This is a genomic window from Rhizobium sp. LC145 (genome assembly GCF_001005825.1).
Classification (GTDB): Bacteria; Pseudomonadota; Alphaproteobacteria; order Rhizobiales; family Rhizobiaceae; genus Neorhizobium.
The window spans coordinates 602,120-622,594 of sequence record NZ_LBHV01000001.1; the positions used below are offsets into that span (position 1 = coordinate 602,120).

Annotated in this window: 22 protein-coding genes and 1 pseudogene; 11 read left to right on the top strand and 12 right to left on the bottom strand. The window is 61.9% G+C overall.

Annotated elements, in window-relative coordinates:
- Nucleotides 1-110: 110 nt before the first annotated feature.
- Nucleotides 111-203 (bottom strand): annotated as a pseudogene (locus tag YH62_RS30710) (aldehyde dehydrogenase family protein); the annotation flags it as partial.
- Nucleotides 204-362: 159 nt separating this feature from the next.
- On the opposite strand from YH62_RS30710, the gene YH62_RS03060 reads away from it, so the two are divergent.
- Together YH62_RS03060 and YH62_RS03065 are read left to right on the top strand one after the other, a co-directional pair.
- On the top strand, nt 363-851 hold the full coding sequence (locus YH62_RS03060; protein ID WP_046792657.1) for a DUF305 domain-containing protein: 489 nt from the start codon (nt 363-365) through the stop codon (nt 849-851).
- Between the two features lie 145 nt (nt 852-996).
- Nucleotides 997-2,151 (top strand): MFS transporter, encoded by a 1,155-nt coding sequence (locus tag YH62_RS03065; RefSeq protein WP_046792658.1) that lies wholly within the window; start codon nt 997-999, stop codon nt 2,149-2,151.
- A 65-nt stretch (nt 2,152-2,216) separates the two neighbouring features.
- Here the strand turns inward: YH62_RS03065 and ftsZ are convergent, their stop codons facing one another.
- Nucleotides 2,217-3,236 (bottom strand): cell division protein FtsZ, encoded by a 1,020-nt coding sequence (gene ftsZ / locus YH62_RS03070; RefSeq protein ID WP_046792659.1) that lies wholly within the window; start codon nt 3,234-3,236, stop codon nt 2,217-2,219.
- Nucleotides 3,237-3,470: 234 nt separating this feature from the next.
- Complete coding sequence (locus YH62_RS03075; RefSeq protein ID WP_046792660.1) at nt 3,471-4,118, bottom strand: outer membrane protein; 648 nt, start codon at nt 4,116-4,118, stop codon at nt 3,471-3,473.
- A 348-nt stretch (nt 4,119-4,466) separates the two neighbouring features.
- Here YH62_RS03075 and YH62_RS03080 point away from each other — a divergent pair, with 348 nt between their 5' ends.
- Nucleotides 4,467-4,679 carry a hypothetical protein gene (locus YH62_RS03080; RefSeq protein ID WP_046792661.1) on the top strand — a complete coding sequence of 71 codons (213 nt, stop codon included), beginning with the start codon at nt 4,467-4,469 and terminating at the stop codon, nt 4,677-4,679.
- Nucleotides 4,680-4,819: 140 nt separating this feature from the next.
- Nucleotides 4,820-5,821, top strand: coding sequence for a 2-dehydropantoate 2-reductase (locus tag YH62_RS03085; RefSeq protein ID WP_046793017.1), 1,002 nt, complete (start codon nt 4,820-4,822; stop codon nt 5,819-5,821).
- A 98-nt stretch (nt 5,822-5,919) separates the two neighbouring features.
- Here YH62_RS03085 and YH62_RS03090 read toward each other — a convergent pair whose 3' ends face one another.
- A complete protein-coding gene (locus YH62_RS03090; protein WP_046792662.1) occupies nt 5,920-6,831 on the bottom strand; it encodes an alpha/beta hydrolase in 912 nt (303 codons plus the stop codon).
- Nucleotides 6,832-7,161: 330 nt separating this feature from the next.
- Here YH62_RS03090 and YH62_RS03095 point away from each other — a divergent pair, with 330 nt between their 5' ends.
- A complete protein-coding gene (locus tag YH62_RS03095) occupies nt 7,162-7,476 on the top strand; it encodes a DUF1883 domain-containing protein (protein ID WP_046792663.1) in 315 nt (104 codons plus the stop codon).
- A gap of 6 nt (nt 7,477-7,482) precedes the next feature.
- Here the strand turns inward: YH62_RS03095 and YH62_RS03100 are convergent, their stop codons facing one another.
- Both YH62_RS03100 and YH62_RS03105 read right to left on the bottom strand, forming a co-directional pair.
- Nucleotides 7,483-8,799: a replication-associated recombination protein A gene (locus tag YH62_RS03100; protein WP_046792664.1), complete on the bottom strand. Its 1,317-nt coding sequence runs from the start codon at nt 8,797-8,799 to the stop codon at nt 7,483-7,485.
- Complete coding sequence (locus YH62_RS03105) at nt 8,796-10,199, bottom strand: DegQ family serine endoprotease (RefSeq protein ID WP_046792665.1); 1,404 nt, start codon at nt 10,197-10,199, stop codon at nt 8,796-8,798. The genes YH62_RS03100 and YH62_RS03105 overlap by 4 nt, the downstream gene beginning before the upstream one ends.
- A 127-nt stretch (nt 10,200-10,326) precedes the next feature.
- Between YH62_RS03105 and YH62_RS03110 the strand changes: the two genes are divergently transcribed.
- The 3 genes from YH62_RS03110 to YH62_RS03120 all read left to right on the top strand — a co-directional run bounded on the left by YH62_RS03110 (nt 10,327) and on the right by YH62_RS03120 (nt 12,340).
- Nucleotides 10,327-10,707, top strand: coding sequence for a YkvA family protein (locus YH62_RS03110; RefSeq protein ID WP_046792666.1), 381 nt, complete (start codon nt 10,327-10,329; stop codon nt 10,705-10,707).
- 36 nt (nt 10,708-10,743) lie between these two features.
- Nucleotides 10,744-11,094, top strand: coding sequence for a hypothetical protein (locus YH62_RS03115; RefSeq protein WP_245282031.1), 351 nt, complete (start codon nt 10,744-10,746; stop codon nt 11,092-11,094).
- Nucleotides 11,095-11,179: 85 nt separating this feature from the next.
- Nucleotides 11,180-12,340, top strand: a complete 1,161-nt coding sequence (locus YH62_RS03120) for an endonuclease/exonuclease/phosphatase family protein (protein ID WP_046792667.1) — start codon at nt 11,180-11,182, stop codon at nt 12,338-12,340.
- Here the strand turns inward: YH62_RS03120 and YH62_RS03125 are convergent.
- The 3 genes from YH62_RS03125 to ilvD form a co-directional block, all read right to left on the bottom strand.
- Nucleotides 12,330-12,677: a type II toxin-antitoxin system PemK/MazF family toxin gene (locus YH62_RS03125; protein ID WP_046792668.1), complete on the bottom strand. Its 348-nt coding sequence runs from the start codon at nt 12,675-12,677 to the stop codon at nt 12,330-12,332. The two genes, YH62_RS03120 and YH62_RS03125, sit on opposite strands and share 11 nt — an antisense overlap.
- Nucleotides 12,664-12,885, bottom strand: coding sequence for a type II toxin-antitoxin system PrlF family antitoxin (locus YH62_RS03130; RefSeq protein ID WP_046792669.1), 222 nt, complete (start codon nt 12,883-12,885; stop codon nt 12,664-12,666). Before YH62_RS03130 ends, YH62_RS03125 begins: the two co-directional genes overlap by 14 nt.
- Before the next feature lie 87 nt (nt 12,886-12,972).
- Entirely contained in the window at nt 12,973-14,811 is a 1,839-nt protein-coding gene (ilvD, locus tag YH62_RS03135) for a dihydroxy-acid dehydratase (protein ID WP_046793019.1), read from the bottom strand.
- Nucleotides 14,812-15,107: 296 nt separating this feature from the next.
- Here ilvD and msrP point away from each other — a divergent pair, with 296 nt between their 5' ends.
- Nucleotides 15,108-16,049, top strand: coding sequence for a protein-methionine-sulfoxide reductase catalytic subunit MsrP (gene msrP / locus YH62_RS03140; protein ID WP_046792670.1), 942 nt, complete (start codon nt 15,108-15,110; stop codon nt 16,047-16,049).
- Between the two features lie 2 nt (nt 16,050-16,051).
- On the top strand, nt 16,052-16,696 hold the full coding sequence (gene msrQ, locus YH62_RS03145) for a protein-methionine-sulfoxide reductase heme-binding subunit MsrQ (protein ID WP_046792671.1): 645 nt from the start codon (nt 16,052-16,054) through the stop codon (nt 16,694-16,696).
- A gap of 11 nt (nt 16,697-16,707) precedes the next feature.
- Here msrQ and YH62_RS03150 read toward each other — a convergent pair whose 3' ends face one another.
- Nucleotides 16,708-17,778 carry an alpha/beta hydrolase gene (locus YH62_RS03150; protein ID WP_046792672.1) on the bottom strand — a complete coding sequence of 357 codons (1,071 nt, stop codon included), beginning with the start codon at nt 17,776-17,778 and terminating at the stop codon, nt 16,708-16,710.
- Between the two features lie 112 nt (nt 17,779-17,890).
- On the opposite strand from YH62_RS03150, the gene YH62_RS03155 reads away from it, so the two are divergent.
- Entirely contained in the window at nt 17,891-18,802 is a 912-nt protein-coding gene (locus YH62_RS03155; protein WP_245282032.1) for a LysR family transcriptional regulator, read from the top strand.
- 75 nt (nt 18,803-18,877) lie between these two features.
- Here the strand turns inward: YH62_RS03155 and rplQ are convergent, their stop codons facing one another.
- Both rplQ and YH62_RS03165 read right to left on the bottom strand, forming a co-directional pair.
- A complete protein-coding gene (rplQ, locus tag YH62_RS03160) occupies nt 18,878-19,303 on the bottom strand; it encodes a 50S ribosomal protein L17 (protein ID WP_046792673.1) in 426 nt (141 codons plus the stop codon).
- Nucleotides 19,304-19,347: 44 nt separating this feature from the next.
- Nucleotides 19,348-20,358: a DNA-directed RNA polymerase subunit alpha gene (locus YH62_RS03165; RefSeq protein WP_046792674.1), complete on the bottom strand. Its 1,011-nt coding sequence runs from the start codon at nt 20,356-20,358 to the stop codon at nt 19,348-19,350.
- Nucleotides 20,359-20,475: the final 117 nt, after the last annotated feature.

Genomic DNA, 20,475 nt, shown 5'->3' on the forward strand with positions numbered 1-20,475 from the left:
GGGCGCCACTGGGTTCGGCCGCTGCGCCATTGAGATGACATCAAATCGGTGGTCTGCCGCCGATCGGGAATGCGAAAGCCGCGCCTTCGAAACGAAGGTGCGGTTTTTTTCTTGTAGCCGTTGATCCAGAAGGTGCCAGCCCGCACCTGGGATTCTATCCGGAGAGCCCGGGCAACGTCCTGTGTCCATACCGCACCCGCGAGCATATGGATTGTCGTTGGCGATGCTGCGAAGCCAGCGGGAATCGGAACCAAACCGATCATGGGAGGGTTTACGCCGCATGCCTCTTCCCGGAGATTGGCGCCATTGCCAGGGAAGCATCTCGCGTCGGCCGCTGCTCATAGCGGCCAGAAGGAGGCGGTATGCGCGATCACCACAATGCACATGAACACACGAGCAGGCATCCATATGCCATGTTCGCCGTGAACATGATCCTCAGCCTCGTCGTCATGTATTTCGTGATGTTCTCGATGATCGACGGCTGGGGGGACTTTCGCAACAATCTCAACATGTTCTACATGGCTCTGACGATGGTGGCGCCCATGGGCATCATCATGCTCGCGACGATGAGGGGCATGTACGGCAACGGGAGGCTGAACGCGGCCATCCACGTCGGCCTAGCAATCCTCTTCCTGGCAGCTTTGTCGGGCACCCGTACCCAGGCGCTGGTGGGCGACCGGCAGTTTATCGCCTCGATGATCCCGCATCACTCGGGCGCTATCCTCATGTGCAGGGAAGCAGGATTGACGGATTCGGAACTGGTCACGCTCTGCTCCGAGATCTCACGTGCCCAGCGCGAGGAGATCGAGCAGATGAACCAAATTCAGGCCCGTCTGGGAGGACGGGGTTAGCCGAATAAACCCGTAGTCAATGGCTCCAGCCGATGTTATGAAACGGCATCAGGGATAACCGAAGCACTGCCTCGAAACCCGGCTCGCAACATGCCGTGCCGGGATCGCCGCTTCCCGCATGGCTTTGCCATGAAGGGAACGGCAAATGTATTTTCGGCTCTTTCTTCTCGCCCTCGCGACATTCGCCACAGGCACGGCGGAGAACATCATCGTCGGCATCCTTCCCACCATAGCGCCGAGCCTCGGCGTCTCGGTCGGGATCGCCGGACAGCTTACCTCGGTTTTCTCGATCACCTTCGCGCTTACCGCACCCTTGGCTCTTGGCCTGACAATGCGCTTCGAGCGCAAGAGCATCATGCTTTCGGCACTTGCGGTCTTCGCTTTCAGCAATGTCGTCGCCGGCATCAGCCCCAGCTACTCCATTCTGTTTGCCGCCCGCATCGGCATGGCTGCCGCCAGCGCCGTGGTTTGCCTGATCGCCACGATGCTGGCCACGGAACTGGTCGACAGCGGCATGAGAGGGCGCGCGATCGGCATCATCTTCATGGGCATCAGCGGGTCGATGGTGCTGGGTGTTCCGGCGGGAATGCTGATCAATGAATGGTTCGGCTGGCGTGCCGTCTTCCTCGCCCTGGCATCTGCCGCGCTCATCGTCCTGTTTCTCGCCCAATCCTTCCTGCCGAGGATGGGGCAGCGCCTGCAGGGCGACCCCGATTACAAGTCGCATCTGAAATCTTACAGGCTTCAGTCAGCGCAGCTGGTATCCATTCTCATGATAGGCGGCCACTTCGTCCTTTTCGCCTATCTCGCGCCATATCTGACCGAAGCCGTCGGCATTGCAGGCCCGCATGTCGTTTTGGCTTTCATAGCCTTCGGGGCCGCGGGCGTGAGCGGCGGATATTGCGGAGGATGGCTTGCAGACAGGCTCACGCCGCGCATGGCAATCGTCGTGACGCCGTTTCTCTACCTGCTGGCGCTCGCAGCCATTCCGCTGTTTTCAAACGCGCCGGCGGCCTTCATCGCCATCATGGCGGTCTGGGCTTGCATCAGTTGGATGATATCGCCCGTCGTGCAGAGCTTCCTGATATCCGCCGATCCCGCGACTGCGGAGGCTGGCATCGGTCTCAATCTCTCCGCCATGCATATCGGAGTGGCGCTCGGGACCGCTGCCGGAGGCCTGATCCTGGAACGCGCTTCCTTGCAGGCGCTGCCCTGGGCGGGATGCATTCTGGTCGGGCTTGCCGTTCTTTGCGCTCTGAACGCGACCTGGCGCGGAAAGAGGGTGCGGCCAACGGGATGACGTGATCCCCTACCACACCCTCGATTTCATCCGTTTCGAATCCGGCAGGTCACCGCCCGGCGACTTTACTGCAGTGTGCGGATCTCGATCTCTTCGGCGGCGCCCGAAACGGCGGCGGGTAGTCCGTCCCCTTCCAGGCCAGTCGCGACAACCGAGACGCGGAACCGACCATCGAGGTTGCGGTCGAAGATCGCCCCCACGACAATATCGGCAAAATCCTGCACCTCGTCGCGAATGCGGCTTGCCGCCTCGTCCACTTCGAAGAGCGTCATATCCGAACCGCCCGAGATGGAGATCAGCACGCCTTTGGCGCCCTTCATCGAGACATCGTCAAGAAGCGGGTTTGCGATCGCCGCTTCCGCCGCCTTCATCGCCCGGCTATCTCCGGCGGCTTCGCCCGTGCCCATCATTGCGCGCCCCATGCCGCGCATGACAGACTTCACATCGGCAAAGTCGAGGTTGATCAGGCCTTCCTTGACGATGAGATCGGTGATGCAGCCGACACCGGAATAAAGCACGCGGTCGGCCGTCATGAAGGCATCGGCGAAAGTCGTTTTCGCATCAGCGATGCGGAAGAGGTTCTGGTTGGGAATGACGATCACGGTGTCGGCAGCTTGACGAAGCGCCTCGATACCGATTTCCGCAGTTTTCATGCGGCGATTTCCTTCGAAGGTGAAGGGCTTTGTGACGACACCCACCGTCAGAATGCCGGCCGAACGCGCGGCATGCGCGATCACGGCAGCGGCCCCTGTACCCGTTCCTCCGCCCATGCCGGCGGTCACGAAGCACATGTGCGAACCGCTCAGGTGGTCCATGATCTCGTCGATCGACTCCTCCGCAGCGGCGCGGCCGACATCCGGCAGCGAACCTGCGCCAAGCCCCTCTGTGACGTTTGCGCCAAGCTGGATGCGGCGCGACGCCTTGGATGTGGCGAGCACCTGGGAGTCGGTATTTGCCGCGATGAATTCCACACCCTGCAGATTTTCCGCAATCATATTGTTGACCGCGTTGCCGCCTCCGCCGCCAACGCCGATCACAGTAATATGCGGCCGTAGTCCGGAAATACCGCTCTTGGCGTCCGTCATTGCTCTCTCCTTCAAAGCCTCGTGTCTGCCCCGCCCCTGTGAGGACAGCGAATCAGGCATTAAGCTAGGCGTACAACAAGGCAGAGCCGGGGCGAAGCCCTCATGACCAGGGCGGCCGATACTCGACGTGGCAAGGCATCGCCTGCCCAGACGCAAACAGCGCCGCGCATCTCTCAAGACGCGCGGCGCTGCAGTTTTCACGCTGGCTCCGGGTCCATCCGGACCCGGAAAAAACTAGAACTTGTAGTTCACGCCGGCCTTGATGGTGTGGTCGCCGATGTCGGACTTGGAGGTTCTCGCGCCGTCGAAGCTGCGGACGTCGTTGGTGCGGACATAGTTGTATTCGACCTTGGCGGAGAGGTTCGAATTGATGTTCTGCTCGATGCCGGCGCCGAGCAGCCAGCCGGGCTTCCAGCCATCGGGGCCTTTCGCGCTATCGGTATCGCGCAAGCTCGTCATCGCCACGCCGGCGGTGCCGTAGAGGAGCGTATCGCCGAGCGGCGCACCCACCTTGCCCTTTGCCGCCACGCGATAGCGCTCCTTCAGCTCGCCGCCGCGCACGTCGACTTCGGTATCACCCATGTGCGACAGCTCCAGCTCGCCGCCAACGACGGCGCCGCCCATTTCGGCATTGTAGCCGCCCTGGATGCCGCCCATGAATTCCTTGTCGCCGGAGAACGGGCTCATCTTGTCCGAGCCCATGCCCGCATGAAGGCCGACATAGGGACCCGTCCAACCGCCGGAAGCCGAAGCCGGCTCGTTATAGGACGGCGCATCGGAATAAGGTGCCAGGTCGGCAGCCGAGGCCTGCGTGATCAAAGCGGGCGTGGCGGAAATTGCGGCGATCATCGCCAGGGCGAAAGGCTTCACGTTCATGGTCATCGGCTTTACTCCGTACAGCGCCTGCGTTGGGAATACGCAGGCAATTACTCAGGTTACAAACTGCGGGGCGATACCGGCCATTCCACCACCCCCTCGGATGGCGCGGCGCTCGCCGGGCGCGCAGACACCTCTTCAATTTTCATGAATCCTTAAAGACTTCCTTAACCCGGCGGCCGGCTGGCGAGAGTTCGAAGGCAAGGGATGTTCACAATGCCGCGAGCGGGGCAATCATCCTCCGGCTCCGTTACCGCGCGGCCGGGGCGCGCAAATTTTCCGTCCGCCAGCGGAACTTTTTGCGGCGAGAGAAATTGTGAACAATTCGATCATCAGTGAGAGGAGAAATGCGCCATGTCTGCCGCACAGGAGTCCATCGCGCCGCGCGATGAACACATCCTCACCGTCCAGGAGGCGCTCGAGCCGCTCTTCTTCGCCTTGGAGGAGGAGGCCGAAATGAAGATGATCGCGGCAGCCGTAAAGGCCGGCTGGTCGGTCGACGAAGCGGTGGCCGCCATCGACGAGCTGCGCCGCAACGAATTGTTCCCCGTAGGCCGGACCCATTGAATTCATGAAAGCCTGTCGCTGCCCGGCGCAGGATCAAGCCTTCTCTTTTCCGCCTGTCGCCATCGCAAAAGCGGTGCACGGTTTGACGCGGCATGCTCTAAGTCTAGAAAAAGAGCAACAGCGACGAGGGCATGGCATTCATGACGATCCGAAACATTTGCATCTATGGCGCGGGCGCGCTCGGCGGGGCATTCGCGGCGAAGATCGCATCCGGGCTCGGCGACCAGGCCGAGGTATCGGTGGTGGCGCGCGGCGCACATCTCGACGCCATCCGCCGGAACGGCCTTACGGTGCGCTATGCCGGCGAACCCGAGCCGATTACGGCGCGGGTCACGGCAACGGACACCCCCTCCGAGCTGCCGCCGCAGGATCTTGTCATCACCGGGCTCAAGGGCCACCAGCTTGCGGGCGCGGCCGAGGGCATAGCAGGGCTATTAAAAGACGGAACCCGCGTGGTGATGATCCTCAACGGCATTCCGTGGTGGTATTTCCACCGGGATGAGGCGAGCGGCCATGCGGAGCGGCAACTCGAGGAACTCGATCCGGGCGGCAGGCTCTGGCGCCTCATCGGCCCGGAGCGGGTCATCGGCTGCGTCGCCTATCAGGGCGCGGAAGTCGTCCGCCCGGGAGAGATCGGCTTGAGCCTTCGCGGCCATTTCTTCCTCGGCGAACCGTCGGGCGTGCTTTCGGACGATCTGCGGACCATCGCCGATCTTCTGAGGGCGGCTGACCTGGACGTCCGCACGACCCAGGCGATCCGCGAGGTGATCTGGGAAAAGCTGATGCGCAATGCGGCCGTCAACCCGACCAGCGCGCTAACTCGGGCGCTATGCAACGACATGGTCGCCGATCCAAACATGCTGGCTCTTATGGGCAGGCTGATGGAAGAGGTGCAGGCCGTCGGCAAGGCGCTCGGTATCCGCTTTGCCCAGAGCGTGGAACAGGAGATCGAGCGCACACGCACGCTCGGCGCCGTGCGCACCTCCATGCTGCAGGACCTGCTTGCCGGAAAACCACTGGAGATCATGCCGCTCACCGGCATGATCGTCTCGCTCGGGAAGCTCGCCGGTATTCCCGTGCCGGCCTCCGAGACCATACTCACGCTTGCCGGCCAGCTGGACAGGGAAAACCTCAGAAGGTGATTCAAGAATTTCAGGAATTGAATCCGGAAAACCTTCCAGCCCTTTGAAAAGAAACGCTTCCGGCGGACTGGTTTCACCGGAAGCGTTTCGGAAAATCTCTATTGTTTGACCTGCTCGGCCCAGGTCGCGGTATTCGACTTGCCGTCCAGGAAGGGCAGCACGGTCGCCGCGAGTATCGGAGAAGCGAACATGTCGTAATGGGTCTGGTCCGGCACGATCGCCAGCCGGTTCTTCGGCATGTTCTCGCGCATCCAGCCCGCATCCTTCAGCCCGCCACCGAGCTTCTGGTAGAATTCGACGATATGCTCCGGGCGGATCATGTCGCTGTCGCCGTAGACGAGCATGACCGGCATGGTGAGCTTGGCGACGGCATCGGAAAAATCGTAGTCCCGGCGCATCAATTCGCCCATGGCATCCAGCAGCCGCGGGAACTCGGAAACATCCGGCGCCACCGCCTTGTAGGAGATGAACATGGGCGTTTCCTTCATCATCTCCGCCATGCCGGCGCCGACGGCCTCCTGTTGCGGGATCATCTCGGGGAAGAAGCCCTTTCTGGCAAACGGTGCCGAGACGACGACCAGCCGCCGCACTTTTTCCGGTGCCTGGGCCGCCATTTGCAGCGCCACGCCGCCGCCCATGGAATAGCCCATCACGTCCACCTGGCTGTAGCCGAGTTCGGCAATCAGCTCGCCCATATCGGCGCCGATGGCTTCCAGCGCGATCGGCCGGTCGCCGAGGCGCGTGCGCCCATGGCCCTGCAGATCGACGGCGATCACCTGCCGATGCTCGGTCAGCGCCGGCAGGATCGGCGCAAACATATCGATGGAGCCGAGCCCGCCATGCAGGAGCAGCAGCGGATCGCCCTCTCCCCGGATTTCGTAATAGTAATCTATGCCGCCGGCTTCGACATATCCCGTCTTCGACGGTTCGGCAGCGACCGCCGGAACGATCGAGGCGGCGATGACAGCGATAGCGGCTGCGAGCATCTTCATCGGCATGACTTCCTCCATGAGGCAACAGTTGAGATGCCCCAAGGACGTGCGGGTCTCGACCGAGCCGACAATGCGAACTCAAAAAGCTGCGGGCAAAAGAAAAAAGCCTGCCGGGGGTACGGCAGGCTGGAGTTGTGGAGGTCAATGTTATTGTGCGGTGGCGGCAGGGGACGAACGCCACCTTGTTATTTCAAGTGCCGCAAGCGGCGTATTCCGGCAGCGGGTCCGGGGACGGGAGCTGCGGCTTTTGCACGTTCAACTCGAAGCCAAGCCGAAGGTTCCACCAATCCTTAACCCGGGTTCCGCTACGCTTTCCGGGAGCATATGCAGGCATAAAGAGGCAAAGGCATGGCAGCCCCGACATTCCGCTTTACCCACTACGATCTGAAGGAACAGCGCGCCGGCGTGACGATCGAGGTAACGTTGAATGCCGTCAACAACGTGCGGCTGATGAGCAATTCGAACTTCCAGCGCTTCAAGGAGCTCCTGGATTTCAAGTATATCGGCGGTATCGCGAAAAAATCGCCGGTCCGGCTGCAGATCCCCGAAAGCGGCCATTGGCATCTGGTCGTGGATATGGAAGGCCATCACGGCCTTGCGGATTCCGGCGTCCGGATGATCCCCGCCCCGCCGAGCGTCACGGCCGGGAAGAAGGCGTCGTAGCGCGTCTCAGGGTTCGCCGCGTTCCTTGCGCAGCTTTGCCCACCAGTCGAGCCGTTTCCTGATCTCGCGCTCGAAACCACGCTCCGGCGGATCGTAGAAGACCTGCCGGCCCATCTTTTCCGGGAAATAGTTCTGGCCGGAAAAGGCATCAGGCTGGTCATGGTCGTAGCGATAGCCCTCGCCATAGCCTTCGCCCTTCATCAGCTTGGTGGGAGCGTTCAAGATGTGCTTGGGCGGCAGCAGCGAACCATTCTCCTTGGCGGCGCGCATCGCCGCCTTGAAAGCCGTGTAGACCCCATTGGATTTCGGCGCGGTCGCGAGGTAGACGCAGGCTTCCGCAAGCGCCAGTTCGCCTTCCGGCGAGCCGAGATAATCGTAGGCATCCTTGGCGGCATTGGCGATCACCAGAGCCTGGGGATCGGCAAGCCCGATATCTTCCACCGCCATGCGCACCAGCCGGCGGCCGAGATAGAGCGGGTCCTCACCAGCATCGAACATGCGGGCGAGATAATAGAGCGCCGCATCCGGATCGGAGCCGCGCACGGATTTATGGAGGGCGGAGATCAGGTTGTAATGGCCGTCCTGGGCCTTGTCGTAGACCGGGGCTCGGCGCTGGACGATCTGGATGAGACCTTCGGTATCGAAGACCTCCCCTTCCCTCGCCGCGCGCCAGACTTCCTCCGCAAGCGTCAGCACGGCGCGGCCATCCCCGTCCGCCATGCGGATCAGGCTTGCGCGCGCCGCCTCGTCGAGCGGCAACGGCCGGCCTTCGGTCTCTTCCGCGCGCTTGAGGAGCTCCTCCAGGCTCTCCTCGTCATGCGGCAGAAAGGTCAGCACGCGGGCGCGGGAAAGCAGAGCGGCGTTGAGTTCGAAGGACGGATTTTCGGTGGTCGCTCCGACCAGAATGACGGTGCCATCCTCCATCACCGGCAGGAAACTATCCTGCTGGGCGCGGTTGAAGCGGTGTATCTCGTCCACGAAGAGCAGGGTCTGGCGGCCATCCATGCGGCGCATGCGCGCCGCCTCGAACACTTTCTTCAGGTCCGCGACACCGGAAAAGATCGCCGAAATCTGCTCGAAGGCGAGCCCCGCCTCGCCCGACAGCAGGCGGGCGACCGTCGTCTTGCCGGTTCCCGGCGGCCCCCAGAATATCATCGAGCCGAGCGATCCGGCCTCGATCATCCGCCGCAGGGCGCCGTCAGGCCCGGTCAGATGCGGCTGACCGGTCACCTCCGCCAGCGATTTCGGGCGCAGCCGATCCGCCAGAGGCCGCCGGCTGGCGACCTCTTCCGGAACTTTCGGCGCGAAAAGATCGTCACTCATCGAAAGAACTGCCGTATCCTCTGGCCGTCGCGCTCGATCTCCACCCGCCAGAAACCGGGATCGTCATCGAGCATGGCCTCCATGCCGTTGGTGGAGGTAACGGACGTGCCGTTCAGCGAAATGATGATATCGCGCGGCTGGAAGCCCAGTCGGCCGGACGGCGAGCCGCGCGCCACATCCGTCACCACCACGCCGGTCTTGTCTGCCGGAATGCGCAGCTCCGTGGCAAGCTTCGGCGAGAGGTTGGCGATCCTCAGCCCAGCAAAGGGATTACGCCCTTCGATCAGCCGCTCGTCGCGCGGGGTGCTTTCCGGCGCCGTATTCAGCGCGATCGTGACCTCTCTCTGGCTACCGTTCCCCTCTACCGTCAACGTCGCCTGCTGGCCGAGGCCCGCGGTGGTCAGCCGATAGCCGAGCGCGTCGGGATGCTCGACCGGAATGCCGTTCACGGCCGTCACGACCTCGCCGGTTTTCAGGCCGGCCTTGTCGGCGGGGCCGCCCTCCACGACACGCACGACCAGCGCGCCGCGTGCCGTCTTCAAGCCCAGAGACTCCGCGATATCCGAGGTGACCGGCTCGAAACCGGCGCCGATATAGGGCCGTTCGAAGACGCCCTTGCCGCTTTCGGCGGCGGCGAGGAAGACCTTCACCAGATTTGCGGGAATGGCAAAGCCGATGCCGTTCGAACCGCCACCGCGCGAGAAGATCGCAGTGTTGATGCCGATCAACTGGCCGTTCATGTTCATCAGCGCGCCACCGGAATTTCCGGGATTGATCGACGCATCGGTCTGGATGAAGAAGCCGAAATCGCCGGACGTGATCTGGTTGCGGGCAAGTGCGGAAACGATGCCGCTCGTCACCGTCTGGCCGACGCCGAAGGGATTGCCGATCGCAAGCACCAAGTCCCCCACCTCGACGTGGTCGGAATCGCCGATCGGCAGCGCCGGGAAGTTCTCCTTCGCATCGATCTTCAGAACGGCGAGATCGACGCTCTCGTCCTTCAAGAGAACCTTGGAGGGAAATTCGCGGCCATCGGCGAGCGCGATCTTGATATCGTCGGCCCCCTCGATGACGTGATTGTTGGTCACCACCAGGCCGTTCTGAGCGAGAATGACGCCCGAGCCGAGCGAGGACTGTTTCTCCGTGCGGTTCGGCAGGCGCTGTCCGAAGAACTGTTCGAAGAAAGGATCACCCGCGAACGGGTTCAATCGCTGGATCACCCGTTCGGCATAGACGTTCACCACCGCGCCCGACGTCTGCTTGACGAGGGGCGAGAAGGAAAGCTGCATTTCCTGCCGGCTCTGCGGCACGACCTTGTTCTCCTGGGCGAATGCCGCAGCGGGCATCACCAGGTTCAGGGCCAGAAGGCCGGCCGACAGGCGTTTCAGCGTGCTCTGCATGTGATTCCTCTTCACGAAAATCTGGAACGATTTGTAGCGGCGAACGCTAGAAAGGAAAGGTGGCGGAACATAGGAATGGGAATTCTCCGAAGGCACCTCACCTTGCAGCCGGAAACGGAAAGATAGCATGGATCATATGGTGAAAGCGAAGGCCTGGGCCAAGACCCTGAAGCGGGACATAGTGGCCCTGTGGCTCGCCGCGCGCGACAGCCGCGTGCCGTGGAGCGCCAAGCTCATGGCCGGCGCCGTGGCGGCCTATGCGCTTTCGCCCGTCGACCTCATTCCGGATTTCGTACCGGTCCTCGGCTATCTCGACGACCTCGTCATCGTTCCGTTCGGCATCATGCTGGCGATCCGCCTCATTCCCCCGGCCCTGATGGAGGAGTTCCGCGCGGAGGCCATACTGCGGACCACACGCCCGAGCAGCCGCGGCGGCCTGGCGTTCATCCTCGCCCTTTGGGCGGCCGCCCTTATCTTCCTCGGCCTATGGCTCTTGCCGGACGCCTGAGCCGACCGTGCATCAACCGACAGAAAGGAGCACCCGATGCAGAGACTTACAGCCTTCGCCATCCTCACTCTGGCCGCGCTTACCTTCAATGCACCATCGATCCTCGCCGCCAGTTTCGATTGCGAAAAGCCTGAACTTGCACCGGACGAAACGGCGATCTGCGACAACCGGGCGCTCAACGATGCGGACGTGAAGATGGTCACGACCTTCGACCTGCTTGCCGGGCTGCTGGCCATGGGCGCGCGGGGCACGATGCAGGACGAGCAAAGCGCCTGGCTCAAGCGCCGGCAGGCCTGCGGCGGCGATGCCGCATGCATTCGCACCGCCTATGACGAGAGGCTGAAGCAATTGGATGACATCTATAACAACCTGACGCGGCCGCTTTAGCGGCGAACTCCACGATCGTCATGTTCCCCTCATAGCCCGGTCTTAGTATGCTGTTCATACCAGGGCCGCGATGCCGGAGGGGGATATGGAGGCTTTCAAGGTAACATCCTTCAATGTGGAATGGCTGACCAATGCGTTCGACGTCGTGCGCGGCGTCGTTCCGGAGCGATCGAGGCGCGGCCAGCGACGCATGCCCTCGATGACAGATGCGCAGGCGAAGCTCCAGGCATTGCGGGCAGAGATCCTGGAGATCGACGCGGACATTCTGTTCCTCATGGAAGCGGTTCCGGGCAGCGCGGACATGACGGCCTTCCGCGACGAATACCTGCCGGAATATAAGCTCATGACCCATCCGAATGGCGATGACAGGACATACGGCATTCAGGGCGAACAATGGCTGTGGTTCCTCGTCAAACCCGCGCTCGCCCAGGCGACACGGGCAAGCCTCCTCGATATAGCCACCTGGAAATCCTATACGGCCGACGAATCCAAGCTTTCACACAATGACGGCAAGTGGCAGTTTTCGGCTCCCCAACTCGACAACCGCGAGAAAACCGTCGGCGCAAATGTCCGCCGCTCCCATTCGCACTACCGCCACCCGCAAATCCTCGTCATGGATTACGAAGGCGTGCGCGTCGAGATCATCGGCGCACATTTCAAAAGCAAGCATATCGGTCTTTCCGTGCCGGCCCGGCGGCCGGAGGAAACCGACAAGGCCTATCATGACCGGCCGGATGTCGCGTGGTTCATGGCGAATGCACATGTGGCGCGCGCAAAGCTCAGCACCGAGGCCATGGACGTCCGCTACTACATCGACAAGCGGTTCTCACAGGAGGAACTGCCGATCATCATGGTCATCGGCGATCTCAACGACGGCCCAGGCAAGGAACTTCTCGAGCGGGAATATCTCCTGCATGACCTGATCAGCGTGCTTCAGGGCGATGTGTTCTTCGCCCGCAAGTTCCTGAACCACGGTCTGTTCGACTACCCGCAGCACCTGCGCTGGACGGCGATATTCGAGGACAAGCTCGATCCCGGACGCTCGCCGAACATCTTACTCGACCATATCGTCTTCACCGAGGCGCTGAGCCGGCGCGGGATCGGCCCCTTGCTGGTCGAGCCGCGATCCGGCTTCGTGGAGCATGAAATCCACGACCGCATCAACTCCACGCAGCCGGAAAACGCAAAGACGAGCGATCACCGGCCGGTCAGCCAGATCGTCGCCCGGCGGCCGCCTATCGCGTAGTCAACCCGATAACGGCATTTGCCTCGCGCAAGACTTCGTCTAGAACCTGTCGCGAAACTTTACCAACAGCTTCCACATGTTTCGCCTCCACTGTGACGATCTTTACCGGGCGGACGACGGATGGAGCCGGCAATCCGGCTTTCAAATGATCCGGAATACGGACGTCCCCAAGCCAGGGCCGGTTTTCCGCCGAAGTAATCATGACGACCCACAGCAGGGCGGCGTTTTCCCCGATCGGTCCATTTGACACCACGAGCGCCGGCCTGCGCTGCCGGGTGTCACGGTCTGTATAAGGAAAAGGAACGCGGACGACATCGCCTTGCTCAAAAATCGGCATAGGCCTTCCTGTCGGCCTCGCTATCCCACTCGCCGAACGTTGCGAATGGATCTTCTGCTTCCGGGGAGATGGGCGCGCGCGAGATCATCACACGTCCATCAGCCTGGATCGCATAAAGAATTTCGTCGCCCTCCCTGAGGTGAAGAGCGTTCCGGACCGGTTGCGGTATCGTGGTCTGTGCCTTGCTGGTAATTTTGCTCGTTATCATGACCTTACCCTCCCGTGCACAGTAAGGAATTTCCTTACCATGCACAAGACAGAAGCGCGTTTGAGCGGCACCCCGGCGAAGGTTGCGTCACGCCTCGGGCAGGATACGGACTGCGCCCTTGTCGGCGCTGGCGGCGAAGGCGGCATAAGCCTTCAGCGCCGTCGTGACATTGCGCTTGCGGGGCGCGGCCGGCTTCCAGCCGAGCACGTCCTGCTCGGCGCGGCGGGTGGCGAGTTCCGCATCCGGCACCGCGAGGTTGATCGTGCGGTTCGGGATGTCGATCTCGATCGGGTCGCCGTTACGCACGAGGCCGATCGCCCCGCCCTGGGCTGCTTCCGGCGAAGCATGGCCGATCGAGAGGCCGGACGTGCCGCCGGAGAAGCGGCCGTCGGTGACGAGCGCGCAGGCCTTGCCGAGGCCCTTCGACTTCAGATAGCTGGTCGGATAGAGCATTTCCTGCATGCCGGGGCCGCCCTTCGGGCCTTCGTAGCGGATGACGACGACATCGCCGGCCTTGACCTCGTTGCCGAGAATGCCCTTCACCGCCGCATCCTGGCTTTCGAAGACGACTGCCGGACCGGTGAATTTCAGGATCGACTCGTCCACGCCGGCAGTCTTCACGATGCAGCCGTCAAGCGCGATATTGCCGTAGAGAACGGCAAGACCGCCATCCTTGGAGAACGGCTTTTCGACCGAGCGGATGACACCCTTTTCGCTGTCGGTATCGAGATCATCCCAACGCGAGGATTGGCTGAAGGCGACCTGGGTCGGCACGCCGCCGGGCGCCGCCTTGAAGAATTCGCGGACCGTCTCGGAATTGGTGCGGGTGATATCCCAGCGATCGATCGCGTCGCCGAGCGTCGCCTCATGAACCGTGTAGCAGTCGCGATGGATAAGGCCGCCGCGTTCGAGTTCGCCGAGGATGCGCATGATGCCGCCCGCGCGATGCACGTCTTCCATATGGACATCCTGCTTGGCGGGTGCGACCTTGGAAAGGCACGGCACCTTGCGGGAAAGCCGGTCGATATCCTCCATCGTGAAATCGATGCCGCCCTCATAGGCCGCGGCAAGGATATGGAGAACGGTATTGGTGGAGCCGCCCATGGCGATATCGAGCGACATGGCGTTCTCGAAGGCCTTCTTGGTGGCAATCGAGCGGGGCAGAACGGTTTCGTCTTCCTGCTCGTAATAACGGCGGGCAAGATCGACGATCAGGTGGCCGGCCTCTACGAACAGGCGCTTGCGGTCGGCATGGGTTGCGAGCGTCGAACCATTCCCCGGCAGCGACAGGCCGAGCGCTTCGGTCAGACAGTTCATCGAGTTGGCCGTGAACATGCCCGAGCACGAGCCGCAGGTCGGGCAGGCCGAGCGTTCGATCGTGGCGACATCCTCGTCGGAAATCTTGTCGTCGGCAGCAGCGACCATGGCGTCGACGAGGTCGAGCGCGACCTTCTTGCCGTGCAGCACGACCTTGCCGGCTTCCATCGGGCCGCCGGAGACGAAGACGGCCGGGATATTGAGGCGCATGGCGGCGTTCAGCATGCCGGGCGTGATCTTGTCGCAGTTGGAGATGCAGACCATGGCGTCGGCGCAGTGTGCGTTGACCATGTATTCGACCGAGTCCGCGATGATTTCGCGCGAGGGCAGCGAATAGAGCATGCCGTCGTGGCCCATGGCGATACCGTCATCGACCGCGATCGTGTTAAATTCCTTGGCGACGCCGCCGGCGGCCTCGATCTCGCGGGCGACGAGCTGGCCGAGGTCCTTCAAGTGAACGTGACCGGGCACAAACTGCGTGAAGGAGTTCACGACCGCAATGATCGGTTTGCCGAAATCGCTGTCCTTCATGCCCGTCGCACGCCAAAGGCCGCGCGCGCCCGCCATGTTGCGGCCATGGGTCGTTGTTCTGGAGCGATAGGCTGGCATTGTCTTCATATCCTCGGGTGCGATCTTTATGGTTCCGCGCAGTTTAGCCCTTTCCTCCGGCAAGCGCAAAAACCCCTGACTTGGCAGCTTTCTAGGTCAAGTCCGGCAGGCTGTCACTATCAACGCGAGCCAAAGCGGTACGGTTGCTGGGAGCCGTGACCCAGCATTTGTTTTTCGCTGCTGCCGATCGAACCGGCTTGCTCTTCTTCACATAAACGTGGTTCCGTCCGATACCGTGAAACCTTTAGGCTGCGGGATACGTATAGGGAAGAAAAGGTTCGCCCAAGGAGAGTACGATGCCCGCCTTTCGTCCGCCCCATATCGCGGCTTCAGAGATCACGCCGCGTTCGATCTACATGTCTCGCCGAAGCTTCCTCGGCGCGGCCGCGGCGGGAATTGCCTTCGCCGGCGCGGGCGATGTGCTCGCGGCACCCCTCAGCGCCTCGCCGAGCATCTTCAAGACGGATGAGCCGCTGACGCCCAAGGAGGCGATCACCAGCTACAACAATTTCTACGAATTCGGCGTCAACAAGGAGGACCCGGCCGCCAATTCCGGCGACTTCAAGCCGCTCCCCTGGACGGTGAAGGTAGACGGCATGGTAGGCAAGCCGAAGGAATTCGGCATCGAGGAATTGATGAAGTTTCCGCTGGAGGACCGCACCTACCGGCTTCGCTGCGTCGAGGGCTGGTCGATGGTGATCCCCTGGATAGGTTTTCCGCTCTCCGCCCTGCTGGATCAGGTAGAGCCGCTCGGCAGCGCCAAATACGTCGCCTTCGAAACCGTGGTGCGGCCGGAGCAGATGCCCGGACAGCGCGGTTTCTTCCAGCCGCTTCCCTGGCCCTATATCGAGGGTCTCAGGCTCGACGAGGCCCGCCACCCGCTGACCATCCTTGCCGTCGGGCTCTATGGCGAAACCCTGCCGAACCAGAACGGCGCGCCGATCCGATTGGTGGTTCCGTGGAAATACGGCTTCAAGAGCATCAAGTCGATCGTCAAGATTTCGCTGGTGGAAGAGCAGCCGCAGACGACCTGGAAGAATTCCAACGCGCGCGAATACGGCTTTTACTCGAACGTCAATCCGGCGGTCGATCATCCGCGCTGGAGCCAGGCGACAGAGCAGCGGATCGGCGACGGCGGCTTCTTCAACGTCGCCCGGCGCGACACGCTGCCGTTCAACGGTTATGCGGACGAGGTGGCGAGCCTCTACGAAGGCATGGACCTGAAGGCGAACTATTGACGATGCTCACGCTGCCCACTCTGCCCCGCCGTTATCACAGCGCCAGCATATGGGGGCTCTACGCCATCGGACTGGTGCCGGCCGCCTGGTATTTCTACCTTGCGGCGACAGGCGGGCTGGGTTTCAATCCGGTCAAGGAATTTGAGCACCTTCTCGGCATATGGGCGCTGCGCTTCATCGTCGCCACGCTCGCCATCACGCCCTTGCGCGACCTTGCCGGTATCAACTGGATCCGCTACCGCCGTGCACTCGGGCTTCTCGCCTTCTATTACGTGCTGATGCATTTCTCGGTCTATGCCTCGCTCGACCTGCGCTTCAATGTGGGCGCGGTCGCCGCGGATATCGCGCGGCGGCCCTACATCACCATCGGCATGGCCTGTCTGCTGATGCTGATCCCGCTTGCGCTGACCTCCAACAACTGGTCGATCCGCAAGCTCGGGCCGCGCTGGACGAAATTGCACAAGCTGATCTACGTGATCGCGGCCGGCGGGCTCCTGCATTTCATCCTGGCGCGCAAGAGCCTGACGCTCGAGCCCCTCACCTATCTGGCCATCATCACCGGACTTCTCGCCTACCGTCCCCTGCGCAGGCCGATCATGAACTGGAAGCGCGGGAAAAAGTCCGGGGCCGCGCAAGCTGCCCGCTGAAAGCCCTCGCTTCAACGACTTTCAGTTTTGGCAGGTTCGGAAAGCAGGCCCAGCACTTCCGCGATGAACTGCGAACGGCCGCGCTCGGGACGATCGAGGTGGACATAGTGCGTGGCGCCGGGGATCGTGACGCTATGGACACCCGCCGCGTTGACGAGGTGGCCTTCAAGCGCGGTCACGTCATCGGGGCGACTCCAGAAATCGTTTTCCGAACGGATGATCAGCACGCGCGCGGTAATCGAGGCGGCATCCCAAAGCTGTCTTCCCGAAGCGAGATAGAAGCTATCTTCCATAGCCCCTGAAGGCGCGCGGAATGCCGGCGGTTCGTGATCGCCCGAGGCCGGATCGGATGCCAGAGCCGCCTGCTGATAGGCCTCGACCACCGCCGGGTCATGCCAGCTATCCTTGTCCTCGACGGGAATGGATCTGTCCCAGGAGGGGATGAGTGAGGCCGCCGTGTTCAACCGATAGGCACCGAACTTTGCGATGTTGAAACGGCTGCGATCATTCGGATCGGCGTTCTCGCCGTCCGATCCGAGCGTGGGATGTCCGGAAGTCGCCCCGTAAAGTGAATTATAGACGACCAGATGGCTGACCTTTTCCGGGAAAAGAGAGGCATACATGCCTGTCCAATGCCCGCCTGTCGCCCAGCCCAATAGGGCGACCTGCCGCCTGCCGGTCCTATCCTGGATCGCCTCGACCGCAGCATGGATATCTTGGACGACTTCGTTGGAATGAGTCAGCGGCCTGCCTTGCTGCGGGCCATCCTGCCCCGGACGGCTCGATCCGCCGTAGCCGCGGGCATCAAGAATGAACACCCGGTATCCTTCCATTGCCAGATCACCGGCGAGCGATCCCCCTTCCACCGGCAAATCGAAGGAGGCAACGCCCGGAACCCGCGCCCCATGGACGAGCATGACGGGAGGTCCCTTCGGCTCCACCCCGGCATTGCGGACTTCACGGATGGCGAGTTCGATATCGGCTCCAGCCTTTATCCGAAAATCCTCGCGTTCGATTTCCGCTAAGGCGGGAGCCCCGAAGGCAGCCGCGAGGGTAGCGCAATAAAAAGCAAGTCTTTGCATGGTCAACTCCTTGGGAAAGCCTTGTCAGCCATGGCTGACGTCACCCTCCCAGATCGTTGCGGCAGACAAACTTTTCCAATATCAAAACGGAGTTTATTGATACTCTTTCGGTATGATGACGATCGATCTGCACCATATGCGGCATTTCGTTGCCGTGGCCGAAGAACTGCATTTTGGGCGCGCCGCCGCCCGGCTCGGAATGGCTCAGCCCCCGCTCAGCCAGTCGATCAAGAGACTTGAAGACCGGCTGGGATTTTCGCTGTTCGAGCGGACCCAGCGCGTGGTGAGCCTCACCGCCGCCGGGCGTGTGTTTCTGGAGGAGGCGCGGCGAACCATTGCGCAATCCGAAGAGGCCGTCCGTCTGGCCCGCCGCGCGGCGTCCGACGAGCTTGCAGAGATTTCGATCGCCTTTGTCTCGGCAGCTCTCTACCGCCTGCTTCCGGCGACCATACGCGCCTTCCACGAAATTTGGCCGGATACGGCAATTCGGCTCGACGAACGCCCTACGGAAGCGCAATTGGTCGATCTCGCAAGCGGCGATATCGATCTCGGCTTTTTCCATCCGCCGATCCAAACCGTCGATGGCCTCGCCGTGGAACTGATCCACCGGGACAGGCTGATCGTCGCCGTGCCGGCTCATCATCCCCTCGCCGCCCTGGATTCCTGCCGGCTCGCCGATCTGGCCGGACGAGATTTCATCATGTTCCCTTACCAGCAGGGGCCGGTTCTGCACGGCAACATTACAAACGCCTGCAGGGCCGCGGGTTTCGTGCCGAATATTGTGCAGGAAGCTCGGCAGATGCATACCATCCTCAGCCTGGTGGCCGCGGGGCTCGGCGTATCGCTGGTGCCAAAAGGCGCAACGACGATGCAGATCGTCGGCGTGGCATTCGTCCCGCTGCTCGATGCACCGGAAAACGTGGCCTGGGAGCTGGCTATCGGCTGGCGGCCAAGAGGCGCGCGAAAAGCGCTGCGGAACTTCCTGGAGGTCGTGCGGTCGACAAGCCAGGGGCTTGAAGCATGAGGTGACCTCATCGCTCGGCAGCAAAAAGGCCGGGTGTTTCCACCCGGCCTTTTCATGTCCGACAATGCGGAATTATCAAGCGGCTTCGGCAGCTTCGGATTCAGCGGCAACGCGAGCCTTGTCGGCAGCGCCCTTGGCGTTGACGTCGCGCTCGACGAACTCGATGACGGCGAGAGCGGCGTTGTCGCCCTGGCGGAAGCCGGCCTTCATGATGCGAAGGTAGCCGCCGTTGCGGGTGGCGTAACGCGAAGCGATCGTGTCGAACAGCTTGCGGACGGCATCCTGATCCTGGATCTGCGAGATCGCCTGACGACGAGCATGCAGGTCGCCGCGCTTGCCGAGGGTGACGAGCTTCTCGACGATCGGACGGATTTCCTTTGCCTTCGGCAGGGTCGTTACGATCTGCTCATGGGTGATGAGCGAAGCAGCCATGTTGGCAAACATCGCCTTGCGGTGGCTTGCGGTGCGGTTGAGCTTGCGGCCGGCTTTCTGGTGGCGCATCTCTGGTCTCCTTTACTTGCAGGCATGCGCCTGCAGTTTAATGGTTAGTACTGGTCTTCGTAGCGCTTGGCGAGATCTTCGATGTTTTCCGGCGGCCAGGCGGGAACTTCCATGCCAAGATGGAGGCCCATGGATGCCAGAACTTCCTTGATCTCGTTCAGCGACTTGCGACCGAAATTCGGAGTGCGCAGCATTTCCGCCTCGGTCTTCTGAATGAGGTCGCCGATATAGACGATGTTGTCGTTCTTCAGGCAGTTCGCCGAACGGACGGAAAGTTCCAGTTCGTCGACCTTCTTGAGGAGAGCCGGGTTGAACGCGAGTTCGGTGACGGCTTCCTCTTCGGCTTCCTTCTGCGGCTCGTCGAAGTTGACGAAGACAGAAAGCTGGTCCTGAAGGATACGGGCGGCGAAGGCTACGGCGTCTTCACCAGAGACCGAACCATCGGTTTCGATGGTCATGGTCAGCTTGTCGTAGTCGAGAACCTGGCCCTCGCGGGTGTTCTCCACCTTGTAAGAGACCTTCTTGACCGGCGAATAGAGGCTATCGACCGGGATGAGGCCGATCGGAGCGTCTTCGGCACGGTTACGCTCAGCCGGGACATAGCCCTTGCCGTTGTTGACCGTGAATTCCATGCGGATTTCCGCACCCTCGTCGAGCGTGCAGATCACGTGGTCAGGGTTCAGGATCTCGATATCGCCTACCGTCTGGATGTCGCCGGCGGTAACCGAGCCCGGACCCTGCTTGCGCACGACCATGCGCTTGGCATCGTCGCCATCCATCTTGATGGCGATTTCCTTGATGTTGAGCACGATATCGGTCACATCCTCGCGAACGCCGGGGATGGAAGAGAATTCATGCAATACGCCATCGATCTGCACGGCGGTGACGGCCGCACCGCGCAGAGACGACAGAAGCACGCGACGAAGCGCGTTGCCGAGCGTCAGGCCGAAGCCGCGCTCCAGAGGTTCGGCAACCAGCGTTGCCTTGGTGCGGCCGGAAGAGGTGAATTCCACCTTGTTCGGCTTGATCAGTTCCTGCCAGTTCTTCTGGATCATGTTTCATACCTTCCGTTCGTTGCCACCATCCAATCGTGGCAACCGAGCACGAGGAGCGCCGAGCGGAGCACATATCGCTCATCGGCATACGGTCAAAGCCGCCAACCTCCGGGGAGG